Below are 18537 nucleotides of genomic sequence, written 5' to 3' on the forward strand. Positions count from 1 at the left end.
CCCGAATTCAGAAAGCCGGAATACAGCGAACGGAGGCACCGGAGCCGAACGGCCCCCAGGGCCTGAACGCGAGACACGCCGCCCGCACCATATTTAAGTTTCTCGGTCCCAATCGCCCCGTTGAGTTCTGCGCCGTGCGCGGTGAATTGAGACTCTATCAGTCGCCGTCTGAATTCCGTCTGTCGGTCATTCCCAGCTCAGCCCGAGTCACCAGGACCGGCGACCCCCCACGGCCCCCACGCGCGGAGGCGGAGCCGACGCGCAACAGGAGAGAGCCGCGCCCGATCCCCGATGCCGCCGCGCCGACCACGCCCCGCCCCCACCCCTTCTCTTCTTCTACTTGGGCAGGGAGCAGCGGCCGCAGAGGGGATGTCAGCAGGCGTACCAGCCTTGATTGTTGGGGTGACCAGGGGTGACGCGAGGACGCCCCAGGAGGCCGCGCAACCTCTAGCGCAACCTCTACCGCAACACCGTGGCGCAACATCCAGCGCAACCCGCAGCGCAACAGGGGTTCCATCCGAACGGAAGAGACACTATTATTTGAAGTCCTGGGGGAGGCGACCCCCGGGAACCGCAAGGGACCAACGAAGGGGAAAGACGTGGAACTGACGATCACTGACGGGATCGTGCGCGGGGTGCGCGGCGCAGACGCGCCCATGACCGAGCTGGCGATTCGGGCCCGCACGATCGCGAACCTTCTGCCCCTGCTGTGCGCGCGAGCAGGAGTGAAGATCGTGCACAACTCCGACCGGAATTACACCGGAATTCGGTTCGAGACCAAGGCCGCCGGTCCGGTCGTGCTGGAAATGCCGACGGGTGAGGAGCCGTACCGCCTGGTTCAGGAATTCATCGACCCGGACAAGGCGGGGCGCATGGAAGTTGAGTTGCGGCGATTCCCGCAGATCTACAAGCCCCACGGAATCGCGTACATCACGGCCGATTTCCTCCGGTCCAACGGGTTCCTGAAGTAATCCGCACGGGGGGGGCGCCCCGATTGGGGCGCCCCCTTCCAACCGGCATCACCGAGAGGAGAGAAAGGCCATGGAGTACACGCGGATTCCCGAGCGGACGCAGGAAGCCGGAGCGCCGATCACGGACGCAGAGAAGGAGCAGGCCCGTTACGCGCTGGCCGAGTTGGCACGCAGCGAGCGGGACCCGGACGCCATGCGGGTGTCACACGAGCAGCTTGAGATGGTCCGGCCGTTCTTCGAGTTGGGTTGGGCCATGGGTGTGCGCACCGGCCACACCGGCCCGGCCATGGCAGACGTGCCGGTCGACCGGACGACGGTTGACCGCGCGTTCGTGCAGTTGCTGTCCGAGCGGGTGGCGAATCAGCTTGTGATCGCCGTAGCGAGGAGCCTTGACCCGCAGGACTCCGGTCCGGTGCTGTGGCAGAAGGTCAGGTATCACGGCAGCCTGACACGGCGTCACGGCGTCTACTGGGTGCAGGCGATCAAGGCGGAGGCCGGTCCGGTCGGCGGGGGTCACAGCGTCCGCTACGACCTGTGCGAGGTGATCGGCGGCATTCCGGTGCCTGCTGTCACGAACGTACGGCGACGGAGCCTGACGCCGCTTCCGGATTACCGCACGTTGGTCTAAGTGTGCAGGTCAGGGGTGGGTTTACCCACCCCTGAAACACACTATTATTGAAGTTGTTCGGGGGGCGGTGGCTCCGCCCCCCGACCCGCAGAGACCAACAGCGAAGGGGAACACCGCATGACTCAGCAGTTCGCCGAGCGCGCTACGAACGTAGCCCCCACCGGTGCCCGTAACGCCGACCTGTCCGACCTGGTCCGCATCCTGGAGGACGGACAGCGCCAGAAGCTGGACGTCATCGCCCCCGCGTCCGCGCTGCGGATGCGTGAGGGAAACGTGCACGTCGAAGGCGTCGAGGCCCAACTCAGCGCGCGCGGCGTGACGGCCGTTGACGGCATCTACCGGCCCACCGCCGTTGCCGACGAGGGGATCTCTGACAAGCTCCGCATTCCTCTGGCCTACCTGCGCCGCATGCGCGCGGAAAACGTCCCGCTGCTGGACGAGAACGTAAACGCGTGGCTCCGTGAGGGTCCGGAGCGCCGTTTCATGCTCCGCGCGTTCCGGGGCGAGAACGGCCCCGGCATGCCCGGCGAGGGCGTGGCCCGCGCGCTGCTGTCCGACAGCTACAAGCTGATGGACAACCTTGACATGCTGCTCGCCGCCCTGGACGGGGTGGAGCAGTCCGGCCACCCCACCCGGATCACGGGGTGCGACCTCACCGACCGGCGCATGTACGTGCGCGTCGAGTCCGAAGCCGTCGCGATCCAGGCCCGCAACCTGCTGCGCGGCTACCGTTCCCCGTTCGACGGCCGCAGCGGTGACGAACTCCCGATGATCTCGGCCGGGTTTGTCATCACCAACAGCGAGGTTGGCGCGGGGGCGTACACCATCACCCCGCGCGCGGTCATCCAGGTCTGCCGCAACGGCCTGACCCAGACCAAGGACGTCATGCGCGCCGTGCACCTCGGAGGCAAGCAGGACGAGGGCGTTGTGTCCTGGTCCGGCCAGACCCAGCGCAAGACGCTGGAGCTCATCACCTCCAAGACCACCGACGCCGTACGCACCTTCCTGTCACAGGAGTACGTCGAGGCGAAGGTGTACGAGATGGAGGCCGCCGCCGGTAAGACGCTGGACGAGCCGACGAAGACCATCGAGCACGTCACCAAGTCGCTCAGCATCGGCAACGAGACGAAGGACCGCATCCTTTCCCACTTCATCCGGGGCGGTCAGATGACGGCCGGGGGCGTGATGCAGGCTGTCACGTCGACCGCGCAGACCCTCACCGACGCCGACCAGGCCGCCGCCCTGGAAGCGCTCGCGGTTCCCGCCCTCACGGCCGCCGCCGCGCACGGCTGACAGACCCCCGTGCGGGCCGGGCAACTCCCCCAGCCCGGCCCGCACGGGCCCGACCGACCCGAGAGCGCGGAGCGCGCGACCCAGCCCCGCAGGGAGCGCGGAGCGCGCCCGCCCCGCCCCTGCCGCGTAGCGGCAGCGCGACGCGTCGGCGGAGCCGCCCGCGCGCCCACAAGAAGCCCGTTGTGCCCAGGGGCGCAGTGCGGCCGGCCACCGTCGCCCACCGCCCACCGCCCCGCCCCGTGAGGAGTCCTCATGTCTGCACGCCCGGAGATCACCCACCCCGGAGACGACGCCATCGCGGCCGCCATGAGCCGCACCCTGACCGCCCTTTCCGCCGTGTTCCAGGCACTCGGAGACGGTGAGCACACGCTGAACCTTGTGGCCGAGCGGACCGACAATGCGTTCGTCACGGGCCGAACCGATCTCTCGATCGGCATGGAGCCGCTGCGCCTGGCCGTCCTGGACGAAGACGAGTTCTGCGCCCTGCGCATGCTGCTGGTGTTCGCGCTGGAGGGCAGCACGATGCGCAGCGCCGTCCTGATCGCCACCACGGCCGCCGAGCCCAACCCCCGCGCGTGCGGCTGGTCCGTACGTGACGGGTGGCTGCACCCCATGGACACAGACGACCTCCAGGCCGCCGTCATTCCGTGCCCCGACGTCGCCGCCGTAGAGCGCCAGGTCTACCCCGCCCCCGTTCTCCTCCAGCTCCCCGACTCCGACACGGAGGCCCCGCATGCCTGAGCCCGAGCTACCCCGCCCCGACAACGCCGCCACGGCGTCCGCTATGGGCCGCGCCCTGCACGCACTGACCGCGTTGTTCCCGGCCCTCGGCGAGGGGAGCCACGAGCTCAGCATCAACGCCGAGCGGACGGACGGCACGGAGGTGAGCGCCGACCTGTACGTGTCCGTCGAGCCGGGTTCGGTGCGCGTGGATCACTCCGCTGAGGAGTACGTGCAGTTCTTCGTACTGCTGACGTTCGCCCTGGAGGACAGCACCGTGCGTGACGCCGTCCTGGTCGCCACGACCACCGACGCGGGCATACGCGCGTGCGGGTGGGACGTCCGGGCCGGATGGCTGCACCCCATCGGCCCGGCCGAACTCCAGAAGACCGTCACGGCCCTCCCCGCAGACGACGCCGCGCCCTACGTGATCTGTCACGCCCCCGTACTGCCCCGCCCCCACTAGGCCGCTGAGGAGCGCTCATGAGCGAGAAGCCCGCCGTCACGCCGGACGGCTACTGCACCAACACCAAGCCGGTCCCCGGCACCATCGAGCAGGTCAACGGCCACGCACTCGGCGGGAAGTTCTTCAAGATGCACGGCCGCCGCTACGCGAACTGTCCGTGTGGCCGCCGTCCCAGCGTGACCGACCGGGGCAACCTCCGCCGACACAAGCCGCCGAAGGAGTAACCCCCGCAGACGCCGTCCACGCCCCTCCCCCGGTACGGGGGCGTGGACGGCCGCCCCGGCCAGCGCGCCACTGGCCGACTGCCGCCCCGCGCCCGCACCCTCCCCCTTCGGCGAGCGCGGGGCGGCACGCCCCAGCCCATCCAGCCAAGTCCCGAGGAGTCGCAGCCCATGACCAGCCCGAGCCTGACCATCGACACGCCCGCCGGCCCCGTGCGCGCCACCGCCGGCCCCCGCGAGGACGACGCCGTCGTGTTCGAGCTGGGCGGGGCGATGCGCGGCAGCGTGCACGTCACCGGTACCACCGACCCCCACCGCTGGGACCAGTTCACCGCCGTACGCGCCTGTCTCGGCCCCGTGAACGCCTTCAAGACCACCGCCCCCGACGAGGACCTCCCACAGCTCGCACGCGGCCGCACCGGCTACCGGGGCAGCCTGACCCTCTACCGCGACAACACCGACCGCCCCGAGGTCTCGGTGCACCCGATACTGTCCGCCGCCGATCACCCGCCGTCGGAGAAGACGGAAGCGGTACTCACCGCCGTACTGCGCGGGTGCGCCGAGCACGTCGAGCAGCGCACCGACCTGCCCGCGATCCTGGAGGCCTCACGGCAGCGCGACACCCCCGGGCTGCTGCGCTTCCTCACCTGGTCCGCCTCCTACCACCAGTCGGAAGCCGTCCGCCTGGAGCGCGAAGCCCGCGCCGCCCAACCCGCGCGCCGTGCCGCCGTGGCCGCCTGGTGGACCGTCGCACGCTGGTTCCTGGCTTCCCCGCACCCGGTGCTGCTGCTGATGCTGGCCGACCTCCCGTACTCGGTGTTGCCCAACTCGCTGGCCCGCACCGTCGACGTCCAGCAGTGGTGGGCCCCCTACTGCGTCGACGCGGCCGCTGAAGAGCGCGAGCGCGCCCGCCGAGCCCAGGGTGAGGCCGACTCCCTGCGTGCCCAGCAGCGCAGGCGCCCGCGCGGCCGCCGCCCGGCCCTGGTCGCCGCCCCCTGAGAGACGGAGGAAAGCGCAGGTCAGGGGCGGGTTCACACCACCCCGAGAAACACTATTATTGAAGTTGCGAGAGGGGGCGCCACTGGTCCTGCCCCGCCCCCTCTCGCACCCAGAACCGACCGAAGGAGCCGCAGTGACCAAGGAGTTCACATTCGCCGCGAACACCGGCTCGATCGGTCGCCGGGTGCTGGACCCCCAGGACCGCAGCACCTGCTACGGGGTCGTCTGGCGCGACCCGAACGGCGTCTGCGCGTGGGTCGCCGAGTATCCCGGCAACCGCCCCGGCAGCGGCGGCGGCATCCCCGGCTTCACCAGCCGCACATGGGCCGCGCGCTTCCTCTACCGCTACAGCAAGCCCGAGGAATCCGGGCGCCCCTGACCCACCGCCCCTCACCCACCGCCCCGCCCACCCGACGAGGGAGATGTTCTGATCATGCGCTGGCTGATGAGCCTCGGTGAGCGACCCCGCCCCGACGCACCGACCTACGCCGAGGACCCCGCCCCCGACCAGGCCCGCGCCCTGGCCCTGGTCGACGACTTCGCCCACCTCTTCACCGTCCTGACGGAGTGGCGGCAGGAGTACGGCGAGGAGCTGACCGCGTGGGCCGTGCAGGTGGAGGCCGACGACGTCGAGAACCTCCCCGCGGAACTCATCGCGCAGTGGGAATGGGAGGGCGCGCCGGTCCGCCTCGACACCCAACGGGGCGGCTACGTGAAGGTGTCCGACTACCGCGACGTCCCCGTACGCCCCGGCATCAGCGCCCGCACCACCACCGGCCTCCCCCTGTGGACCGCAGCCCCCTGACCCGTCCGGCAGGCCGCCCGCGCTGCTCACCCCCCCCTGGAAGGAGAAACCGTGTCCGTCGGACGCCACTTCGGCATGGTCATGAGCCGCTTGCCCCGCTTGACGTACGCGGCAACGGTCCTCGCCTCTGCGGACTGCCGGTTCGTGTGCTCGACCTGCTACACCAACTGCTGGGCCATCCACCGGCTTCACGGCGAGACCGCGTGGATGTGCTCGCGGTGCACCGACCTCAAGGACAACGGCCTGACGCCCGGCCCCCGCAGCTTCCACACCCAGCCGCCCCGTCCGCTCCGGGTGGGTGAGCAGCTGCGCAGCCCGGAAGGCGTGTGGGAAGTCACCAGCTCCCAGCGCGTATGGACGTGGGGCGGCCGCCCCCTCCGGCAGCAGGCCTGCGTGTATGTCGTCACCCGTGAAGACGGTCACGAGGAGGAGTGGCGGGGCCACGACATGGCCGACTTCCACCTGATACCGGCCGAGTTCGAGCACATCACCCGGTCGCGCCGCAACGAGCTGGGCAGCGCACTCACGGCCGCCGGCCTTTCCTGGGCGGAGCACGGACGCCGGGCCACCCCACGGCGTCCGATGTACACCGTCACCGGCCCCCGCGGCCGCCAGTGGTCCATCCGGCCCGTCCCCGGAATCGACTTCGACCCATGGCAGCCCTCGAATCTGTGGCGGGCCGTCCGTGCCACCCCGCCCTACCAGAGCCCCGTCATGTCCGCCCGAGCCCTGGCCGACCACATCCGAGAGCTCCCCGCGTGAGCGGCCAGTTGCGCCCGTGGCGCCCGGAGGACTTCGACGACCGGTGCGAGACGTGCGGTGCACCCCCAGGCCAGCTGTGCCGCCCATGGTGCGACACCGGATACACCGCCGAGGACGCCCGCCGGGATGCCGAGATCCGCGACCAGGGCGCGAGGAGCCCCGCGCCGAGCACACCCCCCAGTAATCCGAAGGAGTGAACAGAGCGCCATGACACGCGAGTTGACCACACAGGAGCAGTTCGACGCGTTCGCGGAGGAAGTGGCGCGGGAGCTGGGTACGCACTGCCGTACGGCCGAACTCACCGACTACGGGCGCGGTTTGGGACGGCTCGTCATTGACGGAGACGGCCGCGCCCTGCGCTTGTGCCAGCCCGACGACCGCCGCCCCGACCGGCTGAAGATCCACGCCGCACTGCCGGACGAGACCAAGATGATCGCGCCGTCGATCGGGGTCACAGCCCGCAGCCCCCGGCATGTGGCACGCGAGATCACCCGGCGGCTGTATCCGCTGCACGCGGAGGCCTCGCAGCAGGCCGCCGAAATCGCCGCACGGCAGGAGGCGGAGGAGAGCGGCCGCCGCGCCGTCGCCGAAGCCGTGGCCGGCGCACTGCCCGGGGCCCGGATCGAGGAGCATTACCGGCGCACCCGGGTCATCTGGCAGCACGACACCAGGCCGCCCGGCGAGCGCGGCCCCGTCCAGGTCGACAGCGTCACCGTGCTCGTCGGCGCCTCCGGTGAGGGGGTGCAGGCCGAAGTGTCCGGGCGCCCCAGCTCCGTGATTTCCATGCTGGCCGCGTTCGCCCAGGCGGCACGGGAGTAAGAAGCGCAGGTCAGGGGCGGGTTCCCCCTCAACCGAAAGACACTATTATTAGAAGTCGAGAGCGGTTGTCCCCCGGTTCCCGCCCCGCCTCCGCAGACCCCTCCCAGCCCGGCCCCCAGAACGAGGCCGCGCCCCGCCCGACCGGGCCGAGGGCGCGGCCCTCACAACCGCACACCGAGGTGCTGTAGCTCAGTTGGTAGAGCGCCGATCTTATAAGTCGTGAGGTCGTGGGTTCGAGTCCCACCAGCACTACTCCAACGCCGTTCCACATGACTGGAGTTGTGATGACCGACACCGAGGTCACCCCGAAGCCCGAGACGCCCGCCAAGGTGGCGTCTGCCGTCCTGGACGCCATCGAGGCGCAGCCCAGCGTCTTCAGCATGGACCACTGGGCGTATCTGCCCGAGGCCCTCCGACTGGCCCCCGAGGAGGCTCCGGCGTGCGGTTCCCGACTGTGCGCGGCCGGATGGACGGCGCGCCTCACCGGCTGGACGCTCGTGGCTCTGCCCGACGACCAGCAGGCGGAGGTCACGGCCCTGGACGACGACGGCAACGAGTACGACGAGCTCGCCAGCGTCTATGCGGAGCGAGGCGACGAGCGCCGCCTGATCTGGGACGTTGCCGCCCAAGCCCTCGGCCTGAGGCCCAGCGAGACGTTCTGGTATGTCGACGCGCCCACCGCGTTGAAGCGGCTGCGCGAGATCGCCGGACGCTGACCCACCATCACCCGGCCGCCGCACCGGCGGCCCCAAGCCTGCGTAGCTCAGCGGTAGAGCGGCTCCACTTGTGGGTGGTCAGGGGTTCAAATCCCCTCGCAGGCACGCATCTACCTGACCGCCCCTGGAGGCCACGATGGCCGACACCGTCAGCATCCCGTCCGATGTCGCCGAGGCGTTCACCGACGCCTGGTGCAACACCGTCATCACGTCCGACGTCGCCGCCAGCCTCGGATGCACCGAAGCCGACGCACTCGCCGACCTGCTCCGTGCCCTCGGTGCCGAGCAGGCCGCCGAGGAATGGATCGACGCTCACGCCGAGGACGACGAGCCGAACGACCGCCACTTTCAGGGGACCGTGCCCGCAGGCGTCTCGCTCGCGGCCGACGGGATGCACTGGAGCCCCGCCCCTGCCGACACCCAGGACGAATCCCTTCAGCCCGCCCACGAGAAAGGCGTGCACGTGACCCACACACCTCAGCCCTCCCAGTGCAGCCGGGACGAGCCCCACGCTGCTCGACCGTGCGCGGGAGACAGGGCGCACGCCGACCGCCAGACCACGCGGCGCGTTCTGCGGCGCGAAGTCGCCGGCACCGTCGGTCTGCTCGCCGACGAACACGACTTCCGTGCCATGCGGCACTACCGCACCTTCGCCTTCGCCGACTTCGCGACCTACCTGGCAGCGGTCGAAGACCTTCTCAGCAGCCGCGCGTCCCAGGGCGCACACACCACGGTCGCTCTCTTCGACCCCGAGGAGTACGCCGACTTCTGCGCCGACGCCGGTCTCGACCCCGACAGCCCGACCAGCCGCGCCCGCTTCACCGCCGAACTCGCCACCGTGGGCCCGGCCCTCCCGTACGACGGCCAGCCGCTGGCCGACCTGATCCCGTCCCTGGTCGACGAAGCCGTCCGCCAGGCCACTTGGGAGTACGCCTCCGCACTTCTGGCCCGTCTCGGCGCCTGCACCTGCTGCGGCGAGGACATCGGCCGAACGGCCTTCGCCCGGTCCTCGGGCCTGCTGGCCCGCATCCTCGACACGGCCCGACCGGGCCACCGGCACCTGGTCTGCAGCGTCTCGGCGGCACCCGAAACCCTGGTCACCGTCCTTCACGCGGATACGGACCCGGACGGCGCGAGCCAGCTCGACGAGGCCGAGGCCCTCGAATTCACCACGGTCCTTGCCCTCGGTCTGGCGACCCGGAGCCCCGGCGGACTCGTCATGCGGACCACCACCCCGGGCGCCCCGGACCAGGTCTACGGCTGGCGCCTGCGCAAGGGAGACTTCGAACCCCTCACGGCAGGCGAGATCTTCGACGCCTACTGCACGGACGCCGATTCCGGAGGCCTCGTCTCCCCGGAATCCGACGTCGACTACTGCGTGCCGCCGGACCTCGGGCACGAAGCCACGCCGTCGGCCCACCGGCACTGAAAGGCCCCAGGTACACCGTAAACGAGCAGGTCAGATGGGGGTTCACGCCAACTCGACTCACACTATTATAGGAAGTGAGCCCGGGCCGTCGCCGCGCCGGTATCCCGCCCGCCAGGGCGACGGCCCGCCCCCTTCCCCCGTTTCCAGTTCTCAGGAGCCTGCCGTGCAAGTGACCCCGATGCCGGTCATCGACTGGAACAGCAACAAGGCCTACCAGTGCCCGCAGTGCCGCCACGACACGGTCGCGAGCCCCTCCCGCTGGGAGGTGTACACCTGCTGCAACTGCGCCACCCGCTTCGCCCGCTTCCCCCGCCTGCAACGCTTCCTGCGCCACGTCGGCGTCACCTGCGAGTTCTGCACGGAGCGCCACCCCGTACTCGTCGACGGCGAGCCCTTCGGGTTCCTGCGCCGCCGCCACAACGGCGTCGGCATGTACACGGAGCACCAGTTCGAGGCATGGCTATACGACACGGACGAGTTCGCCGACCACCGCGACGGTGTGAACTACCGCAGCACCCGCGCCAGCCGCGCGGAGGCCATGGCCGACCTCGCCCACTGGCACAGCATGTTCGGCCCCATCGAGGACGACCTCAGCCCCGTCCTCGCCGTCGTCGCCGACGAGCAGTTCGACAAGTACGGACCGGACGTGACCGGGGAGCAGCGCGACGCGTTGCTTGACGGCACGCTGGAGGTCTACGGCGTCGGCGTCCTACGCGCCTTCATCCCACCGCACCCCCGGCGCGGGCAGTTCCACGTCGACACCGCCACCTTCACCTGGGGCCTGATCGCCCCGTCCGGCCTGGAGGGCATCTACACCAGGGCGGCACCGAAGTCCCTGGCCGCGTACGCGCCGCAGCTCTGACCTACCGCTCGCGGACGCGCGCGCCTCCCCGTTTGCGCAGGTCAGGGGTGGGTTCACACTCTCCCAACTTACACTATTATTAGTAGTGAGCCGAGGGGGTGCCGTCACCTCCCCCACTTCATTCACCAGGTGACGGCCCCCTTCCCCACTCCCAGCCCCAGGAGTTGCCATGCTTCGAACGCTGCGCCGCGCCCTGCGACCGGCACGTATCCGCATTCCCGCCCGCCGGTTCTCCGCAGGGATCGCGGAACTGCCGCCCACCGCGCGCGAAGCGCTCGGCACCGACGTCACGGCCGGGGAGGCCATCGCCTACAACCGCGTCCGTGTCGCCACCGCGACCGCCGTCGCCCTCTACCGCAGCGGATACACGCTGCCGATGACCGACGACGACCTGGACGACGCGGTGCTCGCCCTGGACTTCCCCTACTCGGTCCCGAGCGCGGAGACCCGCGCGTCCATCCGCGCCGCCCTCGCCGTCCTGGACGCCGACTACACCGTCACCGTCACCCGCTGACCAGCCGCCCGCCCCGGCCGTGGGCCGCCCCGACCAGGGCGGCCCACACGGAAGGAGCCCGGTGTTCCTCGTCGTACCCGACCCCGCCCACGGACTCGTTGCCGCCCCGCAGTCCTCCGACGACCTCACACCCCTCACCGAACAGTCGCTGGCCGCCCAGGGGTTCGCCTGGAACGACGAGATCGAGGCGTACACCCGCCAGGCCGACCACGACCCCGCGGCCGTGGACGGCACCGCCGGCATGCTGCGCGAGCTGGGCCACTACGTCTTCTCCGCCTACAGGCCGCTGCCCAGGAGGTGACCGCCGCCCGGCCGGCCTCCGCCGCCACTTCCCGCCCCTTGCGCAGATGGAGTTCCGCCATGCCCCGCCGCCGCACCCAGCCGCAGCAGCCCGTCCGGTACGCCGCCGCCGAGCACGACGGACGCCACCAGGCCGTGGACCAGCTCCACGGGTACGCGCTCAGCAGCCACGCCACCCGTGCGGCCGCCGAGGACGCGGTGCGCAAGCCGACCGCCAGCCCGACGGCCGCGATCGAAGCCGTCGAGGAGCTCGACGCCGCCCAGAGGGGCCCGGCCGCCACCGAGCGCCGGGTCCTGCGCCGCTACGGGTACGCCTGGAGCCTGCGCCAGGACGAAATGCTGTCCCTGCGCGGCGAGTTCAGCCATGACCGGCTGGAGACCCTGATCTCCGGCGGCCATCTGGCCATGGTGTTCAGCCCCGCCGGTCAGCCGTACTACACCACGCCCGAGCGGTACGCCCAGCTGTCGCCGCGCTGGATACGCGACGGCGACGAGTCGTTCCCAGCCGCCGATGTCGCCCGCCTCGAACGCCCCCGCCCGGCCCTGGAGTTGCTGCCCGCGCGCAAGCGGTACGAGCCGTGCGAGCTGCACGGGATCACTCTGTGGCGGTGCCTGATCTGCGGGCCGCGCGAGCGCTTCGAGTGCCAGTGGGGCGAGTGCACCGCCAACCGCGTCACGGCCTACTGCGAGCGCTGCGTGCGCATGGACCCCCGGCGGACCTTCCCGCTGCCGCCCCGCCGAGAGCACGACTGGCCGTAAAACCGCAGGTCAGGGGTGGGTTCACCTCACCCCAAAAGACACTATTATTGATGTTGTTGGTCCTGCGGAACACCCCGTACGGCGGGGCCACCACCCCGCCGTACGGGCCCCCTCACCGCCACGCCACGGAAAGGACACCGGCGATGAAACACGAGGAACTGGCCGCGCTGCTGGCCGAGCCGACCACGCCCCTGATGCGCGCCGCGCTCCGCGGTCTTCCGCCCAAGACCCTGGAGACGCTGGCCACCGTCGCCGACCAGGCGGCGGAGCGGGGATGGCAGCAGGTCGTCGCCGACCGGGTCCGGGCATTCGCCGACGAGCAGCCGGGCGACGGACCGCAGGCCGTGACCGCGTACTTCACGACGACGGAGCAGCGGGCGGGCAGCGGGATGTCCGTGGGCTGGAGCCCGTTCATCGCGGCTCTCGCGCCCACCGAGGAGATGCCGGACCTCCGGCACACCGAGACCACGGCACGCATGGTGCCGGTCGACGAAGCGGCGAGGGCCGAGGAGGACTTCGCGGACCCGAGGCTGTCCGAAGCGCTCCACCGGCTCGCGGCACTCGACCCGCCCGCGCACGCGGACGTTCTGCGCGTCCACCTGCCGACCTCCCGAGTCACCCGCGTGAAGCCCTGACCGCCCATGCCTGCGGGCGTCCCTGCGCAGGGGCGCCCGCGCGGAGGTGCACCGTGCCCGTTCCGATCCTCTGCCACGTCTGCCATGGCGGCCGCTACCAGCCCGAGAACCCGGGCACCTACCGCTGCCGCTCCTGCGGCAGCCCGGCGACGGAGTCGACGTTCCCCGTCCAGAGCGACGAACGGCTCGTCGTGCTCGCGGGAGTACTCCAGATCCTCACCGTGCCCAACGGCCACCAGGTGATCGCCCCCGACCGGCGCTGCTACGCCCCGCACCTGGGAGCCAGCCTGAGTCTCGCGCTGCGGGTCAACCGGACGCACCCGGTGTTCCGGCAGGCCGAGGACATCGGCACCGCCGAGGACCTGCTGTCCGTCCTGGACGCCGACGAGCGGGGCCCCTGGGTGCTGTCTCCCACCCAACTGGAGGTCCTCACCCGGGCCATGGACGTCCGCAACGCACTGCTGCCGTCGGCGTCCCGGCAGTACCCGGACTTCGACGCGGAGATCCGGGCCGCACACACACGCAGCCGGCACCCGCGCGCCACGTGAGGCCCCGCCTTCCCGACCGCCGCCACCGCGCCCGTCCGCTCCGGCCGGCCGCACCCGCGTCGCCGCACGCCGAACCGGCCCCTGAGCCAGGGAGGTTGAACCATGTCCGTGTCCCACTCCGTGTACGCCGTCTACGGCGTCGTGGTCGCGCCGCCCCGGGAGCGGGAAGCGCTGGATGAGTCGCTGGCAGCCCAGGCACACCGCCCTGCCAGCAGAAACCTTGCCGACGTGCGCGTGCAGTTGTTCACGGTCGGCGACGACGAGCACGTCGTTCTCGGAGCAGGCTACGAGCAGCTCGGACCCAACACGTACCGGGCAGTGCCCTCTCTCCCGGTCTGCGCCGGGTGGGACGACGCCTTGCTTGAGCAGGTGAGGAACCTGGGGCTCACGGTCTGGTCCGGTCCGTGCTGGCACGTCGTGCACGACCTGAGCTGAAGCCGGGACTCGTCGGCCGAGACCACCGTACGGAGCACCGCAGGCACCCCCAAGCATCGCGTTTGTGCAGGTGAGAGGGTATCTAGCCCTCACCCAGAAACACACTATTATTTTACATGAAGCGAGGGGGCGACACCCCAACCGCCCCAATTCGCCGAACAGGCAAGGAGAAGGAGAGCCCCATGGCCACCGCCGTCTCGACCCAGCCCACCGAACCCGTCACGCACGAGGAGGAAGACGCGCCGCAGATCGTCCTGCTCGACCCGGCGCAGGTGGTGCGTGACGAGCAGAACGCCCGCGAAACCGACACCGAACCGGACGAGGAGCTGATCGCCTCCGTCAAGGAGATCGGTGTCGAGGAGACCATCAGTGTCCGGCCCCGGCCCGACGGCACGTACGGCGCTTTCAAGGGCTGGCGGCGCGCGCAGGCGCAGCAGGTCGCCAACGCCACCGCCGAACAGGACGGCCGCCCGGTACGCAGGATCAAGGCGCACGTGCGGGAAGACCTGGTCGGCCGCGACGGCTGGACCCGGTTTCTGTCCCTGGTCGAGAACAAGCACCGCGAGGGGATGAGCGAGCGCGACATCCTGAAGTCGCAGGAGCTGTCCCTGATCGACATGAGCGACGTCGAGCGACGCCAGGCCACCAAGGCCCTCGGCGTCAGCCGCAACGCCGCCAAGCAGGCCAAGGCGGCGCAGAAGCTCGACGACGCCACCCTTCGCCGGGCAACGGCCGGAGGCATGGACCTGGAGCAGACCGCCCAGCTCGCCGAGGTCGAGCACGTGCCCGGCGCGGAGCGCCGTCTGCTGCAAGCACTGAAGCGCGACCACGAGGAGGGCAACGGCGGGCGCGGCCACTGGGACCAGGAGATGGCACTGCTCAAGGCCGAGCAGGACGACGCCGACGCCCGGACCAAGGCCGAGGAAGACCTCAAGACGGCGGGCATCCCGTTGCTGCGGCGGCCGGGGTGGGGGGAGAAGGACCTGTCCAAGCCGCTGGCCGAGCTGACCACCGGGCTGGGCAATCCGCTCACCGAGGACAACCACAGGAACTGCCCCGGCCACAGCGCCCGGCTCGACGACGAGCACCAGCCCGTGTGGCACTGCTCCGACCCGGCCGCGCACGGTCACAAGGTCCGCCCGCAGCCGAAGAAGCCCAGGACGGAGGAGGACGAGGCCAGGGCGGAGGAGCGCCGCAAGGTCATCGCCTGCAACCGGGCCTGGAAGGCCGCCGCCGGTCCCCGTCAGGACTTCGTCGCCCGCCTGGTGCGCCAGAAGACCCTGCCGGACGCGGCCCGCGTCTTCGCGCAGGAGGTCGTGCTCACCCTCCCGTACTTCTACAGCTCCTGGACCGACAAGCACGAGTCCGAGACCGTCGCCCGCTTCCTGGGCATCAAGGAGCCCGAGCACGCGGACCTGGCGGAGACGGCGGTGCAGCTGCCCAAGGCACGCGTCGTCAACGCGTTGTTCGCGCACGTTGCCGCTGCCTGCGAGTACGACATCCGCGAGCCCAAGACGTGGTCGAACCTCACCGTGCGGCAGGCCCGCTACCTGCTGCTCCTCGAAGCGCTCGGCCAGGACGACAACGGCAGCTACCGGCTGTCCGAGGTCGAGGACGAGGCGGTCGCCCGGCACCGGCCCGACACCGCCGCCTGACCGAACCTCCCCGCAAGCCCCGGCCGGGCACGCCCGTGCCCGGCCGGGTTCCCCACCCCGCGTCACAGAGAGGCGAACCAGCATGACCACCATGGACGAAGTCCTCGACTTCATCGGCCAACTGCCGGACGCAATCAAGGTCTCGAAGGTCCAGGAGGCCTCCGCGCGGCGGCTCCGCGCGATCGACAAGGAAGCGTTCGCGGGCCTCGTGGCCGGACGCCGGGCCCGCATCAACGACTCGCTGCGCCCGGCCCTGCTGCGCGGTCTCACCGGCACCGTGCAGGAGCGCAACCGCACCGGCAGCCGGGCGGGCTTCCTGCTGGACGAGGAGTCCACCCGCATCCTGCGCCGCGACCCGCGCAACGGCCAGCCGGGCAGGCCCAAGTACCGCATCCCCGAGGACATGACGCGCTTCCGGATCCCGGGCAGCGGTATCCCCGTCGCCTGCCTGGACGAGATCGAGGACGACTGACCGGGCCTGACGGCGCCGCCCCGCCAACGGGGCGGCGCCCGCCCTCCGCCGATCAACCGGCCGGGCCCCTCCCAGCCCGGCCCGCACGTGAAAGGCCCGTCATGACCGACCAGCAGCAGGCCCCGTCCCCCGACCCGGACGGCGAGGCCCCCGACCGCCCCCTGACTCTCGCCGTGCTGCGCCACCTGGTCCGCAAGGACTGGAAGGACTTGCCCGGAGACACGCTCGTCGTGCTGTCCCGGGACACCGAGGGCAATCTCTACTCGCCGTTCTCCACCTACAGCTTCGCCCGGTACGCGCCGACCCACAGCGATCTCGTCGGCGACGTCTTCCCGCTGCCGGAGGAGCTCAAGGCAGACCCGTCCCTGCGCGAGCTGTACGCGGACGGCATCCCCGACACCGCTCTCCCCGCGCTGGTGCTCTACCCGCTCGGCTGAGCGAACGCCTGCGGGCGGGGCGGACCCCGTCGGCCGCCCCGCCCGCAGGCCGCCAACTCCCCCCTTCCCAAGGCCTCTTCCTGGCCACGGTCCTCACGAAAGCGACGTCTCACCGCCATGTCCGCCCCACCACAAGCCCCCCGGGAAGGACCGCAGGCCCCGGTGCTGGTCATCAGCGACAGCCCCGACAACGATCCGGTCGGCCTGCGGACGAACCCGGTCCCCCGCCTGCACCTGCCATCACCCCTTTTCAGCGCCGAGGAGTACCAGCGCGCTCCGCTCGTGCTCCTGGACGACCGCAGCTACACCGACTTCACGCTCCGCCACGTGCCGCACCGCCGGGGCCTGATCGTCGTCCTGGTCGACCCCGACGACGGCACCATCTACCCCCGGGCCGCCGCCATCGGCGCCGAGGCCGTCCTCCGGGCCGGAGACAACCTCAACTGGCTGCACCTGCGCCTGCACGACGCCACCGGCTGCCGCTACGCCCACTGGGAAGCGCTCCTGGCCGGCGGCCCCGCCGACCCTCCCCCACCGGCCAGCAGCTGACATCCGGCAGCACGAGCCCCCGTGGCACGCTCCCGCGATCCGAAGGAACTCACCCCATGCACGCGATACCCCAACGCTGTGCCCACCGGCCGCTGGCGGGCGGGCTGGTGGTGCCGTACGTGACCCTGATCCACGACGGCCACGCGGCCTTCGGTGTCCTCGACGCCGACAAGACCATCAATGCCTTCCGGCAGCGCCTGTGCCAGATCTGCGAACACCCGCTGGACGAACGGTGCTTCCTGCTGGTGCGCCCGGCCGACGTCCTCAAGGGCTGCTCCCCGGAACCGGCGCTGCACCCCGAGTGCCTGCCGTACACCGCCGACCACTGCCCGATGCTCAACGGCACCGCCACGCACTACCGCCGCAGCCCTGTCCTGGCCAGCCACCCCGCCGGACGGCCCTGCACCGATCCCTCCTGCCTCTGCCTGTCGCGCACGACGGACGAGGGTCACGCCGCCCGCAGCGGCAGCCCTGCCGACCGGTACGAGGCCTGGATGATCCACACCCGGAACTACCAGCTGGTCTCGCTGCCCGAGCGGCCCGATGTGCCCTCCGGCATCAGCCTCGACGTGCCTGTCCTGCGCAAACGCGTGCTGCGCACCGCGACTCTCACCCCCGAACAGCAACACCTGATGGACCTCTGGAACGGCCTCATGAACGGGGCCTGACCGCCCCGTTCCGCACGGAAGGAAACCGCCATGCTGATCAAACCGGACCCGGCCACGCTCGCAGGCGAGGCCATCATCGACCTGGCCGACCTGATGGACGGCCTCCAGGAGCGCACCGGCGAATGGCCGGGTGCGGACACCGTCGACATCGTCGAAGGGTGGCTGAGCCGCTTCAGCTTCGCCGTCACCGACGACCTCACCACGCAGTCCTCCGGCCGGGCATGGGTGCTGCGTCAGTGGGACCGGCACAGCGATGACGTGACCCTCTGGTCCGACGAGGCTTCCGCCCTGGCCTCGCTCGCGCAGGAGGTACGCAGTTCCTGGGACGACGTGGCGGGCACCGACGGTTTCCCGTACCGGCCTCCCGCCGACGACCAGACGGCCGTGGACCTCTACTACGGGCCGGAGAACAACCGCGGCGACGCGGGTTACACGCTGTACCCCGCCGACATCTCCCGTCACGTGCGCACGCCGCTCAACCTCAGCCTCTCGGACGCCGAGGCCTGCGCGGCGGCGAACAGCTCGGCGGTCTTCCACCCGATGGAGGGCCCCGACGACGAAGGCCTGCCCTGCATTGAGATCGCGGGCATCCTCGTGTTCGCCTACCTCGACGCCGACCGCGGAGCCGTACGGGTCTCCGTTCATCTGGACACCACCGACGAGCAGTTGATCCGGGCCGACGGCACGGTCCCGTTGCAGGTGGAGATCGAGGACGCCACGGTGTTCGACAACCTCACCCCGCCGCCGGCCCCGGCGCAGCCGACCGGGTGGAAGGCCCGCTTCCGGCGTCTCACCCGCCGTACCGCACTTCCCGGCGGCGGGAAGTGCCGACAGGGGGGTTGACCCTCCCCTGAGAAACACTATTATTTGATGT

At 70.8% G+C, this 18537-nt stretch carries 26 protein-coding genes and 2 tRNA genes; all 28 read left to right on the plus strand.

The features are described 5' to 3' along the window. Window positions 1-599: 599 nt before the first annotated feature. The 28 genes from EF387_RS32540 to EF387_RS32680 all read left to right on the plus strand — a co-directional run bounded on the left by EF387_RS32540 (window position 600) and on the right by EF387_RS32680 (window position 18506). Entirely contained in the window at window positions 600-971 is a 372-nt protein-coding gene (locus EF387_RS32540; protein ID WP_128380254.1) for a hypothetical protein, read from the plus strand. A gap of 70 nt (window positions 972-1041) precedes the next feature. After that, the gene (locus EF387_RS32545; protein ID WP_128380255.1) at window positions 1042-1599 is read left to right on the plus strand and encodes a hypothetical protein; all 558 of its coding nucleotides are present in this window, start codon (window positions 1042-1044) and stop codon (window positions 1597-1599) included. A gap of 117 nt (window positions 1600-1716) precedes the next feature. Further along, window positions 1717-2892 (plus strand): DUF932 domain-containing protein, encoded by a 1176-nt coding sequence (locus tag EF387_RS32550; protein WP_128380256.1) that lies wholly within the window; start codon window positions 1717-1719, stop codon window positions 2890-2892. A 252-nt stretch (window positions 2893-3144) separates the two neighbouring features. Beyond that, window positions 3145-3633 carry a hypothetical protein gene (locus EF387_RS32555; RefSeq protein ID WP_128380257.1) on the plus strand — a complete coding sequence of 163 codons (489 nt, stop codon included), beginning with the start codon at window positions 3145-3147 and terminating at the stop codon, window positions 3631-3633. Next, window positions 3626-4078 (plus strand): hypothetical protein, encoded by a 453-nt coding sequence (locus tag EF387_RS32560; RefSeq protein WP_128380258.1) that lies wholly within the window; start codon window positions 3626-3628, stop codon window positions 4076-4078. The genes EF387_RS32555 and EF387_RS32560 overlap by 8 nt, the downstream gene beginning before the upstream one ends. Window positions 4079-4095: 17 nt before the next feature. Further along, window positions 4096-4302 (plus strand): hypothetical protein, encoded by a 207-nt coding sequence (locus EF387_RS32565; protein ID WP_128380259.1) that lies wholly within the window; start codon window positions 4096-4098, stop codon window positions 4300-4302. A 168-nt stretch (window positions 4303-4470) separates the two neighbouring features. After that, the gene (locus tag EF387_RS32570) at window positions 4471-5298 is read left to right on the plus strand and encodes a hypothetical protein (RefSeq protein ID WP_128380260.1); all 828 of its coding nucleotides are present in this window, start codon (window positions 4471-4473) and stop codon (window positions 5296-5298) included. A gap of 133 nt (window positions 5299-5431) precedes the next feature. Continuing rightward, window positions 5432-5677 carry a hypothetical protein gene (locus EF387_RS32575; RefSeq protein ID WP_128380261.1) on the plus strand — a complete coding sequence of 82 codons (246 nt, stop codon included), beginning with the start codon at window positions 5432-5434 and terminating at the stop codon, window positions 5675-5677. Window positions 5678-5731: 54 nt separating this feature from the next. Further along, the gene (locus EF387_RS32580; RefSeq protein WP_128380262.1) at window positions 5732-6103 is read left to right on the plus strand and encodes a hypothetical protein; all 372 of its coding nucleotides are present in this window, start codon (window positions 5732-5734) and stop codon (window positions 6101-6103) included. Between the two features lie 51 nt (window positions 6104-6154). After that, window positions 6155-6865: a hypothetical protein gene (locus EF387_RS32585; RefSeq protein WP_128380263.1), complete on the plus strand. Its 711-nt coding sequence runs from the start codon at window positions 6155-6157 to the stop codon at window positions 6863-6865. 207 nt (window positions 6866-7072) lie between these two features. After that, complete coding sequence (locus tag EF387_RS32595) at window positions 7073-7684, plus strand: hypothetical protein (RefSeq protein WP_128380265.1); 612 nt, start codon at window positions 7073-7075, stop codon at window positions 7682-7684. 178 nt (window positions 7685-7862) lie between these two features. Continuing rightward, window positions 7863-7936 (plus strand) — tRNA-Ile (locus tag EF387_RS32600). Window positions 7937-7968: 32 nt separating this feature from the next. Continuing rightward, complete coding sequence (locus tag EF387_RS32605; RefSeq protein WP_128380266.1) at window positions 7969-8400, plus strand: hypothetical protein; 432 nt, start codon at window positions 7969-7971, stop codon at window positions 8398-8400. Between the two features lie 36 nt (window positions 8401-8436). Next, window positions 8437-8505, plus strand: a tRNA-OTHER gene (locus tag EF387_RS32610). Window positions 8506-8971: 466 nt separating this feature from the next. Continuing rightward, the gene (locus EF387_RS32615; protein WP_128380449.1) at window positions 8972-9829 is read left to right on the plus strand and encodes a hypothetical protein; all 858 of its coding nucleotides are present in this window, start codon (window positions 8972-8974) and stop codon (window positions 9827-9829) included. 163 nt (window positions 9830-9992) lie between these two features. Then, window positions 9993-10691 carry a hypothetical protein gene (locus EF387_RS32620; protein ID WP_128380267.1) on the plus strand — a complete coding sequence of 233 codons (699 nt, stop codon included), beginning with the start codon at window positions 9993-9995 and terminating at the stop codon, window positions 10689-10691. Window positions 10692-10860: 169 nt separating this feature from the next. Further along, the gene (locus EF387_RS32625) at window positions 10861-11205 is read left to right on the plus strand and encodes a hypothetical protein (RefSeq protein ID WP_128380268.1); all 345 of its coding nucleotides are present in this window, start codon (window positions 10861-10863) and stop codon (window positions 11203-11205) included. A 61-nt stretch (window positions 11206-11266) separates the two neighbouring features. After that, window positions 11267-11506, plus strand: coding sequence for a hypothetical protein (locus EF387_RS32630; protein WP_128380269.1), 240 nt, complete (start codon window positions 11267-11269; stop codon window positions 11504-11506). A gap of 59 nt (window positions 11507-11565) precedes the next feature. Continuing rightward, the gene (locus EF387_RS32635; protein ID WP_128380270.1) at window positions 11566-12264 is read left to right on the plus strand and encodes a hypothetical protein; all 699 of its coding nucleotides are present in this window, start codon (window positions 11566-11568) and stop codon (window positions 12262-12264) included. Between the two features lie 143 nt (window positions 12265-12407). Continuing rightward, window positions 12408-12899: a hypothetical protein gene (locus EF387_RS32640; protein ID WP_128380271.1), complete on the plus strand. Its 492-nt coding sequence runs from the start codon at window positions 12408-12410 to the stop codon at window positions 12897-12899. Between the two features lie 53 nt (window positions 12900-12952). Then, entirely contained in the window at window positions 12953-13447 is a 495-nt protein-coding gene (locus EF387_RS32645) for a hypothetical protein (protein WP_128380272.1), read from the plus strand. A gap of 102 nt (window positions 13448-13549) precedes the next feature. After that, a complete protein-coding gene (locus EF387_RS32650; RefSeq protein ID WP_128380273.1) occupies window positions 13550-13882 on the plus strand; it encodes a hypothetical protein in 333 nt (110 codons plus the stop codon). A 182-nt stretch (window positions 13883-14064) separates the two neighbouring features. After that, window positions 14065-15537: a ParB/RepB/Spo0J family partition protein gene (locus EF387_RS32655; RefSeq protein WP_128380274.1), complete on the plus strand. Its 1473-nt coding sequence runs from the start codon at window positions 14065-14067 to the stop codon at window positions 15535-15537. Between the two features lie 82 nt (window positions 15538-15619). Continuing rightward, window positions 15620-16009: a hypothetical protein gene (locus EF387_RS32660; RefSeq protein ID WP_128380275.1), complete on the plus strand. Its 390-nt coding sequence runs from the start codon at window positions 15620-15622 to the stop codon at window positions 16007-16009. Between the two features lie 101 nt (window positions 16010-16110). Next, the gene (locus EF387_RS32665; protein WP_128380276.1) at window positions 16111-16446 is read left to right on the plus strand and encodes a hypothetical protein; all 336 of its coding nucleotides are present in this window, start codon (window positions 16111-16113) and stop codon (window positions 16444-16446) included. A 162-nt stretch (window positions 16447-16608) separates the two neighbouring features. Then, on the plus strand, window positions 16609-16995 hold the full coding sequence (locus EF387_RS32670; RefSeq protein WP_128380277.1) for a CpaE-like family protein: 387 nt from the start codon (window positions 16609-16611) through the stop codon (window positions 16993-16995). 56 nt (window positions 16996-17051) lie between these two features. Further along, complete coding sequence (locus tag EF387_RS32675; protein WP_202918438.1) at window positions 17052-17663, plus strand: cell envelope biogenesis protein OmpA; 612 nt, start codon at window positions 17052-17054, stop codon at window positions 17661-17663. Between the two features lie 30 nt (window positions 17664-17693). After that, window positions 17694-18506, plus strand: coding sequence for a hypothetical protein (locus EF387_RS32680; protein WP_128380278.1), 813 nt, complete (start codon window positions 17694-17696; stop codon window positions 18504-18506). The last annotated feature ends 31 nt before the right edge of the window (window positions 18507-18537 follow it).

The sequence above is a fragment of the Streptomyces cavernae genome (assembly GCF_004023625.1).
Lineage (GTDB): Bacteria > Actinomycetota > Actinomycetes > Streptomycetales > Streptomycetaceae > Streptomyces > Streptomyces cavernae.